A 3,036-nucleotide genomic window follows, 5' to 3' on the forward strand; every position below is an offset into this window, starting at 1 on the left:
TGGGCTGTCACCCGCTGCTGAACACATAGGCAGTGTGGAGGGAACGCGGGGAAGTGAAACATCTCAGTACCCGCAGGAAGAGAAAACAACCGTGATTCCGGGAGTAGTGGCGAGCGAAACTGGATGAGGCCAAACCGTATTGGTGTGATACCCGGCAGGGGTTGCCAGTGCGGGGTTGTGGGATCTCTTTTCTGCAGTCTGCCGGCTGTGGGACGAGTCAGAAACCGTTGATGTAGGCGAAGGACATGCGAAAGGTCCGGCGTAGAGGGTAAGACCCCCGTAGCTGAAACATTAGCGGCTCGTTTGAGAGACACCCAAGTAGCACGGGGCCCGAGAAATCCCGTGTGAATCTGGCGGGACCACCCGTTAAGCCTAAATATTCCCTGGTGACCGATAGCGGATAGTACCGTGAGGGAATGGTGAAAAGTACCGCGGGAGCGGAGTGAAATAGTACCTGAAACCGTGTGCCTACAAGCCGTGGGAGCGTCGCGCAAGGATTTATCTTTGCGTCGTGACTGCGTGCCTTTTGAAGAATGAGCCTGCGAGTTAGCGGTGTGTAGCGAGGTTAACCCGTGTGGGGAAGCCGTAGCGAAAGCGAGTCCGAAGAGGGCGTTGAGTTGCACGCTCTAGACCCGAAGCGGAGTGATCTAGCCATGGGCAGGTTGAAGCGGAGGTAAGACTTCGTGGAGGACCGAACCCACCAGGGTTGAAAACCTGGGGGATGACCTGTGGTTAGGGGTGAAAGGCCAATCAAACTCCGTGATAGCTGGTTCTCCCCGAAATGCATTTAGGTGCAGCGTCGTGTGTTTCTTGCCGGAGGTAGAGCACTGGATAGGCGATGGGCCCTACCGGGTTACTGACCTTAGCCAAACTCCGAATGCCGGTAAGTGAGAGCGCGGCAGTGAGACTGTGGGGGATAAGCTCCATGGTCGAGAGGGAAACAGCCCAGAGCATCGACTAAGGCCCCTAAGCGTGTGCTAAGTGGGAAAGGATGTGGAGTCGCAGAGACAACCAGGAGGTTGGCTTAGAAGCAGCCATCCTTGAAAGAGTGCGTAATAGCTCACTGGTCAAGTGATTCCGCGCCGACAATGTAGCGGGGCTCAAGTACACCGCCGAAGTCGTGTCATTGCCACAATAGCCTTAACGGGTGTGGTGATGGGTAGGGGAGCGTCGTGTGCCGGGTGAAGCAGCCGTGGAAGCGAGTTGTGGATGGTTCACGAGTGAGAATGCAGGCATGAGTAGCGATACAAGAGTGGGAAACTCTTGCGCCGATTGACTAAGGGTTCCTGGGTCAAGCTGATCTGCCCAGGGTAAGTCGGGACCTAAGGCGAGGCCGACAGGCGTAGTCGATGGACAACCGGTTGATATTCCGGTACCCGCTTTGGAGCGCCCAATACTGAATCAGGCGATGCTAAGTCCGTGAAGCCGTCCTGGAGCCTTCGGGTGAAGGGGAGTGGTGGAGCCGACGGACCAGACTTGTAGTAGGTAAGCGATGGGGTGACGCAGGAAGGTAGTCCAGCCCGGGCGGTGGTTGTCCCGGGGTAAGGGTGTAGCCCGAGAGATAGGCAAATCCGTCTCTCATGCAGGGTGAGACCTGATGCCGAGCCGATTGTGGTGAAGTGGATGATCCTATGCTGTCGAGAAAAGCCTCTAGTGAGCTTCATGGCGGCCCGTACCCTAAACCGACTCAGGTGGTCAGGTAGAGAATACCGAGGCGTTCGGGTGAACTATGGTTAAGGAACTCGGCAAAATGCCCCCGTAACTTCGGGAGAAGGGGGGCCATTTCTGGTGATGGGCTTTGCGCCTTGAGCTGGGGGTGGCCGCAGAGACCAGCGAGAAGCGACTGTTTACTAAAAACACAGGTCCGTGCGAAGCCGTAAGGCGATGTATACGGACTGACGCCTGCCCGGTGCTGGAACGTTAAGGGGACCGGTTAGTCAATCTTCGGGTTGGCGAAGCTGAGAACTTAAGCGCCAGTAAACGGCGGTGGTAACTATAACCATCCTAAGGTAGCGAAATTCCTTGTCGGGTAAGTTCCGACCTGCACGAATGGCGTAACGACTTCTCGACTGTCTCAACCATAGGCCCGGTGAAATTGCATTACGAGTAAAGATGCTCGTTTCGCGCAGCAGGACGGAAAGACCCCGGGACCTTTACTATAGCTTGATATTGGTGTTCGGTTCGGCTTGTGTAGGATAGGTGGGAGACTGTGAAGCATTGACGCCAGTTGGTGTGGAGTCGTTGTTGAAATACCACTCTGGTCGTGCTGGATGTCTAACCTGGGTCCGTGATCCGGATCAGGGACAGTGTCTGGTGGGTAGTTTAACTGGGGCGGTTGCCTCCTAAAGGGTAACGGAGGCGCCCAAAGGTTCCCTCAGCCTGGTTGGTAATCAGGTGTTGAGTGTAAGTGCACAAGGGAGCTTGACTGTGAGACTGACGGGTCGAGCAGGTACGAAAGTAGGGACTAGTGATCCGGCGGTGGCTTGTGGAAGCGCCGTCGCTCAACGGATAAAAGGTACCCCGGGGATAACAGGCTGATCTTCCCCAAGAGTCCATATCGACGGGATGGTTTGGCACCTCGATGTCGGCTCGTCGCATCCTGGGGCTGGAGTCGGTCCCAAGGGTTGGGCTGTTCGCCCATTAAAGCGGTACGCGAGCTGGGTTTAGAACGTCGTGAGACAGTTCGGTCCCTATCCGCTGTGCGCGTAGGAGTCTTGAGAAGGGCTGTCCCTAGTACGAGAGGACCGGGACGGACGGACCTCTGGTGTGCCAGTTGTTCTGCCAAGGGCATGGCTGGTTGGCTACGTTCGGAAAGGATAACCGCTGAAAGCATCTAAGCGGGAAGCCTGCTTCGAGATGAGGGCTCCCTCCCACTTGATGGGGTAAGGCTCCCAGTAGATGACTGGGTTGATAGGCCAGATATGGAAGCATCGTAAGGTGTGGAGTTGACTGGTACTAATAGGCCGAGGGCTTGTCCTCAGTTGCTCGCGTCCACTGTGTTGGTTCTGAAGCCACGAACAGACCAACGGTTGTTCT

1 rRNA gene is annotated in these 3,036 nt (G+C 56.1%); it reads left to right on the plus strand.

Features of this window, described 5'->3' with window-relative positions:
• Positions 1-2,979, plus strand: a 23S ribosomal RNA gene (locus tag ACFVFQ_RS38575); the annotation flags it as partial.
• Positions 2,980-3,036: the final 57 nt, after the last annotated feature.

The organism is Streptomyces sp. NPDC057743 (genome assembly GCF_042798755.1).
In the GTDB taxonomy this organism is placed as follows: domain Bacteria; phylum Actinomycetota; class Actinomycetes; order Streptomycetales; family Streptomycetaceae; genus Streptomyces.